Genomic DNA, 17,075 nt, shown 5'->3' with positions numbered 1-17,075 from the left:
CTGCACGTGGTGCACTTTCAGGTTCGCGCCAGCCGCAAGGCGCTCCAGAAGCCACGCAACTGCGCGGTCAACTCCGCATAAAGACCATAACGCCGCGCATAATGCGAGACTTGCGCAGCATCCGGCTGGTAGGTATTCGCAACCCGTGTCATCGCCGAAACCGCCTCCTCATAATCGGGATAAAGTCCAATCGCCACGGCCGCACCAATGGCAGCACCGAGCGCACCTGTCTCGCGGGCCTCCGCGACACGCAGCGGAATTTCCAGGACATCAGCCATGATCTGCGGCCAATGCCGGCTGCGGGAACCGCCGCCAGACATCACGGCGCTTGCCACCGGCAAGCCCGCTTCGCGCAAGACGCCGATGTGGCGGCGATGCTCAAAACACACACCCTCGAACAGGGCGCGCAACATGTGGCCTTCACCATGCCATCCCGCGAGGCCGTAAAAGCCGCCGCGAAATTCCGCACCCAGCCGCGAGCCGAAAATGAACGGATGGAAGAACGGATCGTCGGCGCGCGGGGTAACGGAGCCGACCAATTCGTTGCAGCGCTCGAAGGCGTGGTCGCCGTGGTCACCGCGAACACGATGCACGTACCATTCGAGATTGGCGGCGGAGGTGGCGCTGGATTCGATATTGACATAGCGGTTGCGGCCAAAGGTCGTAACCATGAAGACATCGGGACTGATGACCGGCCTGTCTGCGAAAACCTGGTTGATGCTCCAGGTGCCGGCGATGATCGAAGCTTCCCCGGCATTGATGACGCCCGACCCCATGGCGCTGGAGACCACATCGAAGAAACCGCCGATGACGGGTGTGCCTTCGGATAGCCCCGTCATAGCCGCAGCCTCGCCCGTCACCTGGCCGACGATGTCGGCCGATTCCACGCGATGGGGGAAAAACGCGAACGCGTCCTCGATATCGTAAAGAGACAGAAGCTCGCGGTCGAGCCGCGCTTCCGGCAAAGCCAAAAGTCCCGCGCCGCTGAGATCGGAAATATCATTGGCAAGGCATCCCGTCAGGCGAAAATTGACGAAATCCTTGCAGAACAACACCGTGCCGGTCCGGGCGTAAAGATCGGGTGCATGTCGCTTCACCCAAGCCAAAAGGCTCGGGGTTTGCGCAGGCCATGGTCGCTGCAGGCAGCGGGCCTGCAATTGCGCTCCGCTTTTCCCGTCAAGCTCGGCCGCCACATCGGCGGCGCGGCTGTCGAGCGACTGGATGCCGATCAGGGGCTGTTGTTTCTTGTCTAGAAGATAAAGACCATTGCCATGGCCGGCGCAGCCTACCGCGAGGATGCTGTGAGGATCGACAGCCGCTTTTACCAGAAGCTGCCGGATCGCCTCGCAGCCGTTGCGCCACAATTCCTCGAGATCGCGCTCGACATAGCCGGGCTGCGGGAATGTCGACTGTCCGTCGATCGCGTGTTGCGCAACCTGCCGGCCCGCCGTGTCGAACAGCACGGCCTTGATGACCGTGTTGCCGACATCCAGACCCAATATGTGATTTTTGTCAGCCACGATTATAGATATCCCATGCTTCCTCACCACCCGCACCCTGATGGATGATGGCCATCAACGCCGCAACAACGGCCTTGGGATTGTCGTGCTGGTAAATATTGCGCCCGTAAACCATGCCGTTTGCACCTTCGGCCACCAGAGCCGCCGATTTCGCCAATACATTGCGCAAGTCCTCACGCCCCCCGCCCCGCACCAGCACCGGGCACCGCGCCGCCTCGATCACCCTGTGAAAGTCCTGCGGGTTACTGGTCGGATCGGCCTTGATGATATCGGCTCCCATTTCCGAGGCAAGACGAACCAGCGTAACGATCTTTTCGGCATCGCCATCCACCTGATAACCGCCGCGCACATCATTCGGCAGCATGACCAAAGGTTCGATCATCAGCGGCATGCCGAAACGATGGCAATCGGCACGCACGCGGCTGATATTTTCAACACATTGACGAAAGAGCTCGGGTTCGTCCGGCAGCATGAACAGGTTCACGACGACGCAGGCGGCATCCATTTCCAGCGCGCCGATGATCGGGTCATGATAATTCTGAAGCTGCGACCACATGGTCCTGTGGCGTGTTGAGTTATAGGGGTTGCCCATGTCGATGCGCATGACGAGCGCCGGCTTGTCGCGCTCCGGCCGCTGCTGCAGCAGGTCTGCCTGGCCGTAGGCCATCTGGATGGCGTCGGGGCGAGCCTCTACCAGCCGGTCCACGGTCTGCGACATATCCTCCAGCCCGACGAGGAAGCTCGGCTCGTTACAAACCCCGTGATCGATGGCCACATCCAGACAGCCGCCATTGCGGAACAGCCTGTTCATGCGCGCCTTCTTCGAAATCCGCATCATCATGCATTCTCCTTGCATCTGTGTTGAAGCATTGCCGGCGTGACCCCGTAAAAGGTCTCCAGCTCGTGAATGAGCCGCTGACGTTCCGCTGACGCCTGATTTGGCAGCCAGCCCAACTCGCGCACTGCAACGGCGAGCATCGCGTCGATCAGATCGGCATCGATGACGCCGGTGATGGCGAGCGTCGTGCGACGCAGGACGAGATCGGTCAGGTGCCGCACCTGTTCGCAACGGATGAGCCAGACCACTTCCGCTGCCGTGATCGGCGATTTTTCTGAAAGCCGCACGTCATCAGAACGATCCCGGCAAAAACCCATCAGCTCAAACGCGCGGGAGCCGTAAGCCAGGGCCAGATGCTCCGCCCGGTCTTCGGCAATGGAAAACTCCTCCGACAACAAGGCAGGCAGGCCGCCTGCACCGGCCGGAAAATTCCTGCCGCCGCCGATTGCGCGGTCCATGGTGCCGGTCAGCCGCTTTCGTCCAAGAAAGGCCAGAACCTCGTCGGTCACCTGTTCGCCAAAAGCTCTGAAAGTGGTCCACTTGCCGCCGATCATGCAGAGCTGCGGCGGATCACTCGCAACGCGGTGGATGAAATGGCTGCGGGATATTTTCCCGGTGAAGGCGGCATCGCTTCGCGGCAATGGGCGTATACCGCTGAAACTGAAGACGATGTCGGAGCGATCGACGGCAATCTGCGGAAAGACCTGCCGGATCGCGTCCAGAATGTAGTCCCGTTCCTCGGGCTCGCAGCGCACCCGCTCGGGCCGATCCACCTTGATATCGGTCGATCCCGCAAGAACCCGGTCGAGATAAGGGAAGAGGATGCAGACCCGGTTGTCCGTGTTTTCAAAGAAAATCATGTGGCCGTTCAGCGCCTTGAGAAGTTCCTCATTGGCAAGGATCAGATGCGATCCCTTGGTGCCTGAAACGGTGGGTTCTGCCCTGTCCGACGCCGGGCCATCGGCCAATACGCCGATCGTCTCGTCGATCCAGGCTCCCGTTGCATTGATGATGATCCGGGGCCCTATCGGCAGGATTTCGTCCGCTTCCTCCGTCCGCAGACCATATTCATCGCCCACACGGACGAGTTCGGCATAGTTCAGTGCAACGCTTTGCGGCGCATCCGACTGGCTGTCGATCAGAAGCTCCAGAGCAAGCCGTTCGGGCTGGCTTATCCAAGCATCGTAATAGGTGGCGGAATATCTGATCTCCGGTGTCAGATCCGGCCAATGCTGCAAAGTATCGGCCGCGCCACGAAAGGCGTGACGGGGCAGGATGCGGTTTTTGCGAGTGACGAAATCATAGAGCATCAGACCCGCCTTGATGGCGAGCGCGCCCCGGCTTGCGGGTTTCCCACCGGAGCCGGCAAAGGTTGCTACCGCATTGAACAGGCCGCTGAAAGTCGAAAAAATCGGGATCGTGGTCGGCAGCGGCCGAACCATATGCGGTGCGAGCCTCAGAAGTGCATCGCGCTCCCGCAGGGATTCCGCCACCAGGCCGAATTCGCCGTTTTCTAGATAACGCAGGCCGCCATGGATCATCCGCGAGGGAGCAGCGCTGCAGCCCGAGGAGAAATCGCTGCGCTCGACCAGAAGAACTCTCAGCCCCTGCAGGGCAAGATCACGATAGGCGGCGATGCCATTGATACCGCCGCCGATGACCACGGCGTCGAAATCACCGTCTTGCCGGATGCGATGGAGAGCGTCCTCGCGAAAACTGGGCATAGGAATACCGTTCGCTGGCGATGACCAGCGTCCCAATGTTGTTGACCGTTAAGCGACATGAGAAAGGGAACGAAATTATGCGATGTGCGCCTGAAACCCCGTTCCAGCTACATAATCAGGTATCGAGACCCACGAGATGCTCCGCGACACCAGTGCTGATGAGCGCCAGCTCACTCTCTGTGAGGCGAAGACGCGCCGCGGCGGCGTTTTCAACCGCCTGAGCCGGGTCGCGTGCGCCACACAGCGAGAATGTTATACCCGGCTGGGCAATCGTCCAGGCAATCACCACCTGTGCCACTGAGGCGGAATGGGCGGCCGCCACCGGTTTCAGCACGCCGATCAAACGCGCGATCTTTTCACGGTTGGCCTGGCTGAAGCGCGGATTGCCGTGGCGCTGGTCATCTTCCGCAAAAACCCGCTCCGGCCCGACCTTGCCCGAGAGGAGACCGAGCGCCAGCGACGAATAGCTGAGAACCGAGACGGCATTCTCCCGGCAAACGGGCAGGAGCGCCGTCTCGATGTCGCGCTTTACCATGGAATATTCTTCCTGAATGGCATCCAGCGCCCCGGTGGCGATATAGGCTTCCAGATCGGCCTGCGAAACGTTGCTTGCCCCGATGGAACGGATCTTCCCCTCTTCCTTCAGCCGCACCAAAGCCCCGACTGTCTCGGCAATCGGCGTCGTGGCATCCTGCCAATGGGTGACGTAGTGGTCGATATAATCTGTCCCAAGCCGTTTCAGGCTCTCTTCGACCTCGTACCGGATGGATACGGCGCCGAGATAACGATAAACCGGCTTGCCATCCTGATGGAAGAAATAAGCGCCCTCATTCACATGCCACACAAGCCCGCATTTGCTGACCAGCACCACCTTGTCGCGTCTGCCGGCAATTGCCTTGCCAATGATGGTTTCGGCAAGCCCCATGCCATAGGCTGGCGCAGTATCGATGAGGGAAATCCCCGCATCGATGGAGGCCTGGATGGCTGCTATGGACTGCCGTTCGTCGGTGCCGCCCCACATCCAGCCACCGATGGCCCAGGTTCCAAGCCCCACGGCAGATGCGTTGATACCGCTTTTGCCTATCGTCCGGGTCAATATTGCGTTGTCCGTCACGAGGTCTCCCCTCCTTCATGATCCAATAAGTAGCCGGCTATCGCTTCATCCACGACCAGCGAGGTCAGATAGTGGCCGGCAAGCGTGGCCGCCACCGGGCCGGCCTTGATGGCGCCTGCTGCGACACCGATGATGTTTGGGCACCGGGCAAGCTGCCCGGGGTCCAGCGCCACGACGCGCGAGTTGAGATCGATCCGGGCAAGCTGCCCGTCCGCCATGGTGAGGTGGGCGAGAAACTCGCCGGCAATGCCGGCATCCACCAGCGCCTGTCCGCCACGGGCGGCATCCGGCAGAAGATCGTAATAGCCAGAGCCTGGCGCCTCCACCGAACCAATGCCGACCAGCGCCACCTGCGCCTGACGCGCAAGATCGAAAACCTCACGGATCGACGCAACATTCATGAGGAGATCGCGCTGTTCCTCGTCTTCGGCGAATAACGGTGCGTGCAGCAGCGAGGCGCTGCCGCCAAGCTTTTCCGCCAGTTGCGTGGCGAGATGATTGACATCGGTGTAATGCTTGCCCTGCACCCCGCCGGTGAGCGGCACTACCCGCACATCGAAACGGCGCTCCGCCTGCAGATTGTCGACAACCGCACTCACCGCCTTGCCGCCCGTAATCGCGATCACATCGCCGTCGCGGATCGTTTCCAGCAAATGGTTTGCGGCCACCCGCCCGACCATTTGCAAGGCTGTTTCCGGATTATCCGATACCGTTGGCGTAACGACGGATTGTCTAAGGCCAAACCGGCGGGTGATCTCGTTTTCAAGGTCCACAAGCCGCTGATAAGGACTGGAGATGCTGATCTTCACCATGCCCGCCTTGCGGCCGGCCGCAATCATGCGGTTCACCTTGGTGTGGGAAAGGTTTGAGCCGCTCGGCGATTTCGGACTGTTTCACCCCTTCGATGAAATGCAGCACCAAGACGGAATACATCTGCCTCTGTTGATCGAAATCGTCCTTGATATCCAGCATGATCGTCTTTCTCCAGTTACCTTCGGGCGAGCGAACGGCGCTCAACGGCGGCGCCTGACCAGATAGTGGTCGAACAGTACCGCAGCCAGCAAGATGCTGCCCCTGATGATGTCCTGCCAGTAGACAGACACATTGAGCAAGGCAAGCGAACTGGAAACCACGGAGAGAAGGATGGCTCCCAGGATCGCGCCAAGAATCGTACCCGAACCGCCCGAAAGGCTGGCGCCGCCGATGACCGCGGCCGCAATGACGTTGAGTTCCATGCCGATGCCGAAGCTTGGCTGGGCAGAACCGAAGCGCGCCATGTAGATAACACCTGCAACACCGCAAAGCATCGAACAAAGCGTTGTGGTGGCGAAGACCACGCGGCCGACACGGATGCCGGAATAGGCCGCGGCCTTGGGATTGCTGCCGGTGTAAAAAACCTTGCGGAAGGCAGTCGTGCGCCGCAGCAGCAGATCGAAAGAAACGACCACCACCATAAATATGATCAGCACCAGCGGTATGCCGCCAATCACACCCTGACCGATGAACTTGAATTCCGGCGGCAGGGAGTAGAGCCCGAGCGGCCGCCCGCCGGTCGCCAGCAGGCAAACACCGCGCGCAATGACCATGACGCCCAGCGACACGATGAAATGATGCAGACCGATGACCGTGGTCAGAAATCCCATGACCATGCCGACCAATGTCGTCAGGCAGATTGCCAACCCCGCCGCCACCCAGGGGTCGACGCCGTTGAGGAAAAGCCAGCCGGCTGCCACCATCGCGAGCGCCGTAACGGATCCCACCGAAAGATCGATGCCACCAGAGATCAGAAGAATCGTCATGCCCACCACGACGATGCTTTCGATAGCGAAGACCATGGCCATGGCCCGCAGATTGTCCACGGTCAGGAAGTACGGCGAGATGAAGGACATCACGGCAAAAAGCGCGAGAATGATTACGATCAGCCCGGTTTCCCGCGCCTTGAGCGCCGGCTCCCACCACGCTGTCCGGCGAACCGCCGTCCCGGCAAGGCTTGAAGGTGTTTCCGATGTTGCCATTTTCCCGCTCCCTCAGGCTTCCGCCGCATTCTGCATAATAGTGATCGACGCGAGCTGCATGATCTTCTCTTCCGTCATGTCGTCCCCCTCGACCTCGCCGGTGATGCGCCCCTCGCGCACGACAAGCACACGATCGCTGACGCCGATGAGTTCCGGCAGTTCGGAGGAGATGACGACCACGCCAACCCCCTCACGCGCCAGTTCCCGGATCTGGCGGTGGATTTCCGCCTTGGCACCCACATCCACCCCCCGTGTCGGCTCATCCAGAAAGATGACCTTCGGTTCAACCGACAGCATCTTCGCCAGCGCCACCTTCTGCTGGTTGCCGCCGCTCAGGGTCGAGACGGAATCACCGACGCTGTTCGCCCGCAGTTTCAGCCGGCGCCCCAGCTCATCTGCGCGCTTCATCTCTTTGCGCCGTTCGATGAAACCCATGCCATTCGATATCCTTCCTATGTCGAGCGCGGAGACATTGGCGGCGATGGACATGTTCAGGAACAGCCCATCCCCCTTGCGGTCCTCGGAAAGATAAACGATCCCTTCCCGGATGCTGTCACGATAGTCTTTCAGACCAAGCCGCTGGCCACGTAACATAACCTCGCCTGTCGGCTTGCCCTCCAGCCGGCAGACCGCTCGCGCGATCTCGCTTCTTCCCGCACCGATCAGTCCAGCCAACCCGAGGATTTCACCCCGACGCAGATCGAAACCGACATCGAAAACGCGCTTTCCTTCATTCAGACCCCGAACAGAGAGAATGACGTCGTCAGATTTCTCATCATCCGAGAGCTTCGGCGGGTAGAGCTTGTCGAGTACCCGTCCCACCATGCTGTTAACGACTTCCTCAGGGGAAAGAAATATCAGCAATATTCTCCGTCCTGATATGGCAACCGTCGCGCATGACGGTGATGCGGTCGCAATGTTCGAAAATCTCCGCCATGCGATGCGAAATATAGATGATGGCAATGCCGCGCTCGGCCAGCCGGTGCATGATCCGGAAAAGTGTCTGGGCTTCGGTCTCTGTCAGCGCTGCCGTTGGCTCATCGAGGATCAGGATGCGGCAATCCAGCGTCAACGCCTTGGCAATCTCAACGATCTGCTGCTGCGAAATCGAAAGGCCGCCCGCGCGGCTGGCGGGATCGATGTCGCCGATCTCCCGCAGCACCGCTGCCGCCCGCTTTTCCAGGTCGCGGTAATTCATGAACCAGGAACGGCTTCGACCGGTCTCTGACATAAACATGTTTTCGGCAACCGAAATATCAGGGCAAAGAGCGATCTCCTGATGCACGAAACCGATGCCGAGCCGGTTCGCCACATTAGGCGAGGAGATCTTGACCGGCTTGCCATCCAGCAGGATCTCCCCTCCATCGGGCTGCAGAATGCCGTCAATGATATGCATCAGCGTCGACTTTCCGGCACCGTTTTCCCCGGCCAGCGCGTGGATTTCGCCGCGCCGCAGGTCAAGTGCAGCACTCCGCAGCGCCTTCACGGGCCCGAATGCCTTATGAATATTCGTCATGCTGAGGATGACCTCACCCATAACGCCCTCCCGAACCGGCTTTCCACATGGCCGGCGAGGCGTAAACCTCGCCGGGTCCAGATCGACGCCTCAGCGCCCCTTCATATATTCGTTGAGATCGAAGGAGGCGGCGTTCGCCTTGGTGATGACGGCAAAACCATTGTCCATCGAAGGCACCTGCATCGGGTTGAAGCCGGAGACCTTGTAGTCGTTGAACGGGTCGATCAGGTCCGAATGAGCACCAAGAAACGTGTTCATGAAACCCATGAAGCCCTGAACCCCCTGATTGGGATTGATGGCCATATAGATATTACCCTGCTTGATGTGTTCCAGCGTTGCCGGCGTGATATCCGCATGCAGGATCAGGACCTTCTTTTTTGCCTCGAGAACGGCGGTCGTCGCACCTTCAGCCGAACCGGCCTCAGGGATCCACAATGCACCGAGATTGGGATTGGCCTGCAGTAGTGCGGCGGTTGCCTGATAAGCGACGTTTGCATCCTGGTTGGTCGCTTGCCGGCCAACGAGCTTCATCTGCGGATAAGTCCGCCCCATATAGTCTATGAGGGCGGTAACGCGCAGATCATGGTTGCTTTGGCCCGGATTTTCCAGAACGGCATATTCGCCTTTTTCGCCGAGCTTCTTGACGATTTCGTCAGCCGCAAACTTCGCCTCTGCGACATTGTCCGAGGTAATATAGGCGGTGCGCTTCGACTTCGGAGAATCGGCCGCGAAGGTGGTCACGGAAACACCTGACGCAATCGCCTTGTTGATCGGCTCGATGAAAGGATCGGCCTGCATCGGGTGCAGGAGAACGCCTTTCGGCTTCTTCACCAGCTCCTGCTCGAAGGACGCGATCTGCTTTGTGATGTCATATTCCGGCGTGCCGGTGAAAACAGCTTCGCAGCCGAGCGCCTTGGCGGCCTGCTTGAACCCTTCAAATACCGGAACCCAATAGGGATGGCTGGAAACCATGACATTCATCACATAGGTTTCGCCGGGTTCACAGGCAAACTTGCCTGCGGCGGCGGCAGGCGAACCGGCGCCAGCCGCAAACGCCACGGCCAATACACCCGCAGCAACGGTCGATTTCAGAAAAGCCAACATATTCCCCTCCCAAGGATAATGACTTGTCGTGCAATAAATTTTAGTCTCTGTAATTTATTGCACGCTGATGGGATAGCTTGAAAAACTGGAGACGTCAACGGCATTGAATTTTATTTTTCAATGCGAAATTTATTGCAAACATACCCCGCCACCGCAGTGACTTGAAGCTCGTGCGCAGGCGAAAGCCAGCAGCGACAGAAATCGCTTCCGAGGAAAAAGGGCTGGGCTGAAGGAGAAACGAAAAAAGGGGTTTCTGACTGCTCAGAAACCCCTTTATGAATTCGGATGGTGGGCGTGACAGGGATTGAACCTGTGACCCCTACGATGTCAACTTTCGGCCCCCGATGGAAAGTCCCGCATTTCTAGGACATATCCGCTTCGTAAATTGCCATTTCAGGTCTCACGTTCCGCCTGTGTTCCAAATTTCAGGTTCGCTGAACCTAAGGAGCACTTCGTAAATCGGGCCATTGATATCGTTATCAAACTGCTTTCATTACCGGGTCAGAGGTTCGATACCTTGGGGCCGGGTCATTCATTTTCATGTCCAAGGTCTGCGCCAGGTCACGCAGATGCTCGGGAGAGTACCGGGCATATACCTTCTCAGTGATACGGCTATTGGAGTGTCCAAGGAACTGGGCAATCCTCGTCATGCTGTGTCCGTCCTCTGCGAGCCACACCGCGGCCGAGTGCCGAAGCATGTGCGGCGACACGTCGTCCAGATATGCAGCCTTGGCCGCAGCCTTCAGCCCCTTCTTGATTGACTTCACCGGTACGCCAGCCCACTCGATGACAAACGGTGAAAGGGCGGCGTCCTTTGCCTCCTTCAACGCTTCCATCAATGTGTCGTTCATCGGCACGGTTGCCCTGCCCTTTCGTCGGGACTGGTCGAACGGGTTGTGCAGCTGGATAAGCCGGCGCTGAAAAATCGACACGATCCCACGTCAACTCAAGCGCAGCCGCATTTCTGGCGCCGGTACCGATCATCAGCAGGATTGCAAGCTTGATGTGCGGTACCTTGGCGCGTTCCACCAGCCGCATGACTTCGATACGCGTCAAGTATCCATCCTTCGGATCCGGCTTTGGTGGCCGCTCGATATGCGGCGCGCGATCGATCAGGCCGTTCTTCATAGCCCAGATGCGCGACAAGCGGTAGCTACTGCGATATCGCGCGCCCGGTGCGTCCTTCTGTCGATGACCAGATGACGCCAGAAACAAAGCGGCAAATCCTCACGGAAAATGAGAAGCTGATGAAGCTTTACGGGGTGAAGCCATGACCGGCGCCGAGATCATGGGCGCCGTGGGTTTCTTCGTGTTGGTGTTCGGTTTTATCTTCGGTCTGTGGAAGTACGTTGACGCGAAGATCAGCGCGGCAAAGACAGAGGCATCCGCAGCGGCGTCAGCGGCGTCTGCGATGGCGTCACTGGCACGAGAGGAGCTTGCCGCCCATAGGCTCCACGTGGCCGAAACGTACGTTTCCAAGTCCGGCCTGCGCGAGCAAACGGAGCAGATCATGGGCGCTATCGGCGCCGTGAAGGACGCCGTCGACAAGATGACGATGCGCGTCGATAGGATTGTTGAAAATCAGTCTAAGCCGCGGACGACGAGGTCTGGGTAAAAACAAAAAGCCCGACGCTAAGGACGGGCTTTTAATGCTTATAGCGAATGGCTATCAGAACTTCACGCCGAGGCCGACGCGGATTGCGTGCCGCCGATCCACAAACGGTCGAAGATATCATGCTTGTCCATAAGACTGTAATCCTGTAGGTCCAAGCGCAATTTGAACAGTCGTTTATCTCGAAGGATGGCGCGCGGTGGAGACAGGTTACATTAACGGTTTACGCGCGTTCGCCGCCATGTCCGTCCTTGTTGCTCACTGCATGATTTGGTCTGGTTGGCCCGGCTTGGGGCTTCCAGACTATATCCCCAATCCGGGTGAGTTCGCAAAGATGGCGGTGGATCTGTTTATGATACTGTCTGGTTTCCTGATGATGCTGAATGCACATCAGCGATCTACGACGGAGCCAATGTCCGAAGCCAAATCTTGGTCACTTTTTTACCTTCGACGCCTCTTTCGGATCGTGCCGACCTATTATCTTGCTGTGTTTTTCGCGGTCGTCTTAGGAAGCCAGGTCGCTGACGGCATGCATATACTTGCTGGTCGCGTGCCGTGGTTGGACAGGCTTTTGGAGATGCGAGATGCAGATCTAGAGGCGGCAAGGTTGATTGTCAGCAGCTGGTCGCAGTATTTCAGCTACGATTTCGTGAATATTTTTATGCACATCACATTCCTGTTTGGCCTGTTCCCGCTTTGGGTGAGTGCATTGCCTCTTCCGGACTGGAGTCTGAGTAGCGAAATACAGTTTTATCTTGTGTTTCCCGCGCTCCTTATTTTGAGCCAACGCTTCGGTGTCATCAAATTTTGCACGGTGTTAGCCCTAATCTGCGTACTCGTGACAGTGAAGTGGCGTACCAGTTTTCCGGAGCCATCACTTCTACCTTTCAAGCTACCAGTCTTTTTTGCGGGCATGACGATATGCCAAGCTATGCTAGTTCGGCCCGGCGCTTATCGGATCGCGCTTAATGTTTTTTCCGTTGCCCTGATGGCAACTCAATACGAGTTCTATGGCGGAAGAGTTGCCATCGTCATGGCTATGTCGGCCTTTATTGTTTTCCTCGCATCGGATGCCAAAAATTCTTCGTTCGCATCGGTGCGTGATAATGCACGGCGACCGTTTCAAAATAGCCTCGCCAACTTCTTATCTGACTTGGCCTATCCGATTTATCTGTTTCATAGCTTTTGGATCATGCTCTTGGGAGGGGCGCTGTTCCGCGTTCCAATCTTTGCCGAGTTAAATCCTCACGTCAGAACTGTTTTATTTATTGTCGCGATTGTCCTGGGGACGATTGTTGTCTCGAAACTGATTCATCGCTTCATCGAAGTGCCGGGAATTAATGCTGGTCGGTGGGTTCTATCGCGTCTTTCGGCGAGAAAATCCCAATTTGCCGAAAGCAAGATGTAACATTTCGTCCATTGTAGTTCTGGTATCATGCCATCATTCGCTGCTCTGCGTTCTTCTGGCGAGTGATGCTGGTTATCATCGTGGCAGCTCCCTGTATGGATAATGCTCCCAGCAATGCCAGGATGATTTCTCGGCCTTCGACCGGCTGAAGCCAAACCCACCCCACTGCTTACAGCCCGGATGCTCGCGCCAGTGGTTCTCGAATAACGCCTTCAAGAAGGTCGTTTAAAAGGCGAGGCGGTGGGCGATTATCGAAATAGGGCTAAGATGCTCTCTGGCTCACTGTTTGCAATCTGCAGCGATTGAATACCAAGCTGTTGCTGGGTCTGGAGAGCCTTAAGACGGGTCGATTCCTCATTCATATCCGCGTCCACTAAGCGGCCGACACCGCTCATTACAGAATCCGAAAGGCGCGAAGCAAAATTGAGCTGCAAGTCAATCCTCCCCGCTATAGAGCCAAGCGTTGCCGCACCTGAGATCGCGTTAGCGGTCACGGTTTCGATATATGTAATGTACGATCCGAGCATGTCGGGATTCTGGGCTATATCAAGATCGAGAAAATTCAGGATAGAGCGCGGTTCATTACTGACACGTATTTCGCTGAAGTTGATCCGAGTTCCGTCACCCCATTGCCGGTCCACAGCTGGATCTGATTTGATCACAACTTTCCCAGCATTTGCTTCGATTATAACATCCGGCCAGTCAGCTTGTAGCAGTGACTGCATCAAGGTTGCCATATCTTCTGCTGACGACACTTTACCGTCATCGCGAGACAGAAGTTGGTTCACGTAAGCACGGTCGAAGGAGTAAGCTTTCGGTGCCGCCCCGTTCACAGAAAAGGTGAAATTGACGCGGATTCCTTTATCATCGATGCCGTCCCTGAAGACGATAAATGGTTCAAAATCGAGGGCAAGCCCTGAACCTCTACTGCCGAAGTCGGCAAGTGGCGTGAGGCCGCCTGCGCTCACGCCCACGTTCGACACTGCTGCAATCTCGACGTACGACCCGTATCCGTGCTGCGGAAGTTGCAGTGTTGTAATAGAAATCTTTTCTGGATCATGGACAGGGGGGTCGCCCTTTTTAAAGTTTGCCGACGCATAAGCGCCGTGAGAACTCAGTTTTGAACTCAGCAGTGCTGCGTACTCTTTGTTTGTAGATATTACCCCTCCTAAGGCTGGATCATACGCGTCCACATCGGCTTTGGTGATTGTCACTGTTGCGGAGTAACCGTTGAAGTATGGTCCTGGGAGATTCTGAAGATCTCCGCTTACCCCAGGGTAGCCGTCTGGATTTGAGGCCTCTTTATCCAGAACTATTGTAAAGCTGATTTCAGCACCGGGCAGATTGAAATCGAGCGGCGCACTGGCTGGGAAATCAATTACGACCGTGCCGGGGCTACCTGCGTTCCACACCGGTGTCATGTATCCGCTTGAGCCGTCGATCCCGTCATAGGGAGTGTAATCTGTGCCGAGGGAGCTGGGATCTGATATGGATTGTAGGTTTCTGAGACCGCCTATGGTCTTCATGTCCCGCGCATCCTGCTGAAGAAGGCCGCCGCCAGTACTGTTGAACAGAGATACCCGCGAAAGATCGACATCAATCGTCCTAACGCCAACGGAAGCAGCGGTGCGGACAAAAGAAGAGACAACAGTGGAGCGATTCAATGCGCTGTCATAGATGTCGACAATACCGGTATTCAGCCAATTTTGGCTGCTGAAGCTCGCAGAGGTAGCAATACTGACAACCTGCTGCTTCAGTTGATCCAACTCAGCCTGAATCTTGGCTTTGTCTACGCCTTTCTCTGAGGCTGTGACAAGTTTCGATTTGAATTCGTTAAGAACAGCGATGACTGAATCCATTTCGGAATAGGCTGTATCAACCTTTGCAGCGCCGAGGCCAAGCGCGTCTTGAACTGCTGAAAGAGCACCATGGTCGGAGCGCATAGTCGTGGAGATAGACCAATACGCTGCGTTGTCAGACGCGGACGAAATGCGAAGTCCGGTCGAAACTGCCTTTTGAGAGTTTTGAAGTCCAGAAGAGATAGAGCGAAGTGTTTGCAGCGCCGTAATTGCCGCGCTGTTTGTCAAAATAGATGTCATGAGGAGCCTTCAATAAAATAGACGCGCGCTCCTCATGAGCAATCAGTGATTGCATCGATATAAATAGTTTGTTGGTTAATGAATGGTTAATTGCGGATTGCCGGAAATCGCATTTCTCCGCAGGTTCCACTGACGGGTGCGTTTAGAAGATGATGTGGACGTTACCTGGGGCTTCCATGCGATACAGATTTCACATGCTCACCTCGACATTTTGGCTATGGTGACTCCTGGAATGCCCCCACCGATCTTCAGGACGATGGTAGCTGGCTTATGGAGTGAGGATGGTGATTATAGATGACTGTAGACCAAGAAGCGCAATCCATTCTAAAGCGGAAACGCAGGATCTGGCCTTGGCTGCTGGTCTGCGCGCTGATCTTGCTCATCGCCGCTGCTATCTACGCCTATCTGGAAATCACTGCGATGATCGAGGATCTAGGCCGGCTCTGGGATGACCTGGTGCAATTATTCTGGCTGATTGTTCCGGACGGCGAGAAATAGAAATTCTTCCGAAAGAAACCTTGCCGAGCAAGTCGCGCAGCCCGCAGAGAAAACTGGAAAAACGAATTTGGGACTAAAAGCTAAAGAATTGGCCACCCTGCTGCAGAATGCGCTTGTTGGCGACTTTAATACGACGAGGGTCTCAAGCGTGGCTCACGAGATTTATCAGCGATATGGTTTGGACCTCACACCAGAGATGGACGGCACAATCCTCACGTTGATGGCGATGGAGGAGGGCCCGGAGTTTGAGCTCAACGAGAGCGAGGTTCGAGAACTCATAGTGCAGCTTGCGTCCATGTAGTGGGGCCCGAAGACTTTATTATTCCCTCGGATAATCGTTAGCGGTGTTTTCCTCGCACGTTGACCAAGCGCGTTAGGCCGTTCCGAGAGCTACCGCTGCGGTTAGATGGCAAGAATGGGCCAGAAGCGGTCTTACTTGTCCATCAGCTCTGTTTCAGGAAACTTCCAGTTTCCGGTCGCAAGTTCCGGGCGTGGTCGATATAGTCGGACTGTGTAGTTCCAATCCTTCGTGATCGGAAGGCAGTTTGACGTTTCCTTCTTGCACCCGCCGAACTGAACGGTGATGCTGCCATCGGCATTGGGATTTGCCGTCAAGTTGTTCAGCGAATAGGCATTGAGTGCGTTCCTCTCGAAGAAGCCTTTGGCATTGTAGACGCTGATCGACCAGAATCCGTCGACAGGAACATCCTTGACAGTGATGGTTTCAATCTTCGTGCCGCTTTCGTCTTTCGGCTTGCCGGTGATATAGATCGCTGCAGAAGCGGGATTTCCGCCCCAGCCGACGGCTGACCCGATTAGGTATCGAAGAGGATCGACCTCGCTGCGAGCCCCGAACATGTGGTCGGAGTTCGGCAATGTGGCTCCGAGAACCTTGAGCGCGTTCCTGATCTTCTCTTGCGATGTCTTATCCCAATTCGGCAGAACCAAGTCGCCTTTCGAGGCCTGTTCGACCTTGACCTGGTCTTGAAGCGCATGGACCATCTTGATGTCTTCGCCGTTCGTAGGATCAACCAGGGTGCGGATGGTCACGATCAGATACCGAGTGCCGACCTGGTCTTTCGTGTAGGTCTTCGATCCGGGCGCATAGGCGATGTCATGGGTGTACTGATCTTCATCCAGCACCTGCGCCATCATGTAACGCTTGCCCGCGTCAGGAAGCATCAGGGTGACCGGCCCGGCATCAAGATCGAAGACACCAAATGAATAGAGGGTGTCGCGGTTCATCCGCACGACCTTCTGATCGTCAATCGACGGCGGCGTGCGCGAGTGAAGCAACTGACCGAAGGCTCCCTCCTTGGCATAGGCGGCGATTGTAACATCCGTTTCAGCCCGTGGAAAATTGTCGACCGTAACCTGAACGGTGTCCGCCGCGTAGCAAACCGATGAGAGAAAAACACCGAGCGACGCAATCGAAATTCTCGCTGGGAACAAGTGGTCTCGCACTTCACCTCTCCTATAGTGAACACGAGAAGCCTAATCGCCAGGGTTTGGCTCGCAAGTACGTTACCGTAAATGTCGGGGTAAATGTTAATCCTAGTTTGTGGAGTTAGTCTGGTCGCCTAATCACGTGTGCCGAATGTCCGCTTGGGGCCAACAGCAGACTTTT

11 protein-coding genes and 4 pseudogenes are annotated in these 17,075 nt (G+C 56.6%); 3 read left to right on the top strand and 12 right to left on the bottom strand.

Annotated features, from left to right (window positions below):
• Positions 1 to 17: 17 nt before the first annotated feature.
• The 9 genes and pseudogenes from QE453_RS04880 to QE453_RS04840 form a co-directional block, all read right to left on the bottom strand.
• Positions 18 to 1,520 carry an FGGY-family carbohydrate kinase gene (locus QE453_RS04880; protein ID WP_244455970.1) on the bottom strand — a complete coding sequence of 501 codons (1,503 nt, stop codon included), beginning with the start codon at positions 1,518 to 1,520 and terminating at the stop codon, positions 18 to 20.
• The gene (locus QE453_RS04875) at positions 1,513 to 2,355 is read right to left on the bottom strand and encodes a class I fructose-bisphosphate aldolase (protein WP_100911597.1); all 843 of its coding nucleotides are present in this window, start codon (positions 2,353 to 2,355) and stop codon (positions 1,513 to 1,515) included. Before QE453_RS04875 ends, QE453_RS04880 begins: the two co-directional genes overlap by 8 nt.
• A gap of 2 nt (positions 2,356 to 2,357) precedes the next feature.
• Positions 2,358 to 4,082 (bottom strand): glycerol-3-phosphate dehydrogenase/oxidase, encoded by a 1,725-nt coding sequence (locus QE453_RS04870; RefSeq protein ID WP_113381807.1) that lies wholly within the window; start codon positions 4,080 to 4,082, stop codon positions 2,358 to 2,360.
• Positions 4,083 to 4,197: 115 nt separating this feature from the next.
• The gene (locus tag QE453_RS04865; protein WP_244455971.1) at positions 4,198 to 5,196 is read right to left on the bottom strand and encodes an aldo/keto reductase; all 999 of its coding nucleotides are present in this window, start codon (positions 5,194 to 5,196) and stop codon (positions 4,198 to 4,200) included.
• Positions 5,193 to 6,168 (bottom strand): annotated as a pseudogene (locus QE453_RS04860) (sugar-binding transcriptional regulator). The gene QE453_RS04865 and the pseudogene QE453_RS04860 overlap by 4 nt, the downstream one beginning before the upstream one ends.
• Positions 6,169 to 6,209: 41 nt before the next feature.
• Positions 6,210 to 7,211, bottom strand: coding sequence for an ABC transporter permease (locus QE453_RS04855; RefSeq protein WP_004437313.1), 1,002 nt, complete (start codon positions 7,209 to 7,211; stop codon positions 6,210 to 6,212).
• Positions 7,212 to 7,223: 12 nt separating this feature from the next.
• Positions 7,224 to 8,748: pseudogene (locus QE453_RS04850) on the bottom strand (sugar ABC transporter ATP-binding protein).
• Between the two features lie 69 nt (positions 8,749 to 8,817).
• Entirely contained in the window at positions 8,818 to 9,831 is a 1,014-nt protein-coding gene (locus tag QE453_RS04845) for a substrate-binding domain-containing protein (protein WP_035207370.1), read from the bottom strand.
• A 479-nt stretch (positions 9,832 to 10,310) separates the two neighbouring features.
• The gene (locus QE453_RS04840; RefSeq protein ID WP_244455974.1) at positions 10,311 to 10,763 is read right to left on the bottom strand and encodes a tyrosine-type recombinase/integrase; all 453 of its coding nucleotides are present in this window, start codon (positions 10,761 to 10,763) and stop codon (positions 10,311 to 10,313) included.
• A gap of 338 nt (positions 10,764 to 11,101) precedes the next feature.
• On the opposite strand from QE453_RS04840, the gene QE453_RS04835 reads away from it, so the two are divergent.
• Complete coding sequence (locus tag QE453_RS04835) at positions 11,102 to 11,446, top strand: hypothetical protein (RefSeq protein WP_135855960.1); 345 nt, start codon at positions 11,102 to 11,104, stop codon at positions 11,444 to 11,446.
• 196 nt (positions 11,447 to 11,642) lie between these two features.
• Positions 11,643 to 12,851: an acyltransferase gene (locus tag QE453_RS04830; protein ID WP_244455975.1), complete on the top strand. Its 1,209-nt coding sequence runs from the start codon at positions 11,643 to 11,645 to the stop codon at positions 12,849 to 12,851.
• Positions 12,852 to 13,099: 248 nt separating this feature from the next.
• On the opposite strand, the pseudogene QE453_RS04825 reads toward QE453_RS04830, so the two are convergent.
• A pseudogene (locus tag QE453_RS04825) lies at positions 13,100 to 13,375 on the bottom strand (flagellin); the annotation flags it as partial.
• A 1,014-nt stretch (positions 13,376 to 14,389) separates the two neighbouring features.
• Positions 14,390 to 14,950: pseudogene (locus tag QE453_RS04820) on the bottom strand (flagellin/flagellar hook associated protein); the annotation flags it as partial.
• A gap of 294 nt (positions 14,951 to 15,244) precedes the next feature.
• Between QE453_RS04820 and QE453_RS04815 the strand changes: the two are divergent.
• On the top strand, positions 15,245 to 15,448 hold the full coding sequence (locus tag QE453_RS04815) for a hypothetical protein (protein ID WP_244455976.1): 204 nt from the start codon (positions 15,245 to 15,247) through the stop codon (positions 15,446 to 15,448).
• 432 nt (positions 15,449 to 15,880) lie between these two features.
• Here QE453_RS04815 and QE453_RS04810 read toward each other — a convergent pair whose 3' ends face one another.
• The gene (locus QE453_RS04810) at positions 15,881 to 16,912 is read right to left on the bottom strand and encodes a DUF1254 domain-containing protein (RefSeq protein ID WP_309776498.1); all 1,032 of its coding nucleotides are present in this window, start codon (positions 16,910 to 16,912) and stop codon (positions 15,881 to 15,883) included.
• Positions 16,913 to 17,075 lie beyond the last annotated feature (163 nt).

Origin of the sequence: Agrobacterium sp. SORGH_AS_0440 (assembly GCF_031453135.1) — a bacterium.
GTDB classification, from domain to species: domain Bacteria; phylum Pseudomonadota; class Alphaproteobacteria; order Rhizobiales; family Rhizobiaceae; genus Agrobacterium; species Agrobacterium pusense.
This window is presented reverse-complemented; position numbering and strand designations above follow the sequence as displayed.